Origin of the sequence: Rhizobium sp. 18055, from assembly GCF_902706285.1 — a bacterium.
In the GTDB taxonomy this organism is placed as follows: Bacteria; Pseudomonadota; Alphaproteobacteria; order Rhizobiales; family Rhizobiaceae; genus Rhizobium.
In genome coordinates, this window is record NZ_CACSKD010000436.1 from 1 (window position 1) to 399 (window position 399).

The 399-nt window shown below is 72.2% G+C and carries 1 protein-coding gene; it reads right to left on the minus strand.

The features are described 5' to 3' along the window. The coding region (locus tag GVL52_RS32565) for an RHS repeat domain-containing protein (RefSeq protein WP_160012794.1) at positions 1-399 on the minus strand (399 nt) is incomplete at both ends.

A 399-nucleotide genomic window follows, 5' to 3' on the forward strand; every position in this document is an offset into this window, starting at 1 on the left:
CCCCGGGCCGTGCTCCAGCTGATGCGGTTGCCCGGCCAGCGCGTGACGGCAGCAGAGCCTTCACTGGGAGTATCGCCCGCGCGCAGCAGATCGAAGCCCGCATCATGCAGGTTCTCGCGCACCTGTTGCTGCCATTCCTGGCGTTGCCGGTCCGTGTGCGGCTCGGGTGTCCGGGCGTCTGCCGCCGCCGGCAGGCGGTTGCCGGCCGCATCCAGCGCCCAGTGCTCTTGCACTTCCGGTACGCCCTGCCCGGCGCGGTGCAGCCCGGTCAGGCGCTGCCAAGCGTCATAGCCGTAGCGCGTGGCCTCGCCGGGCGTCTGCACGCCCACCAGCTGGCCGAGCGGATCGTACGAATAGCGCCGCTGCGCCAGCGTGGAGAGTGGCCCCAGGGCTGGTGCG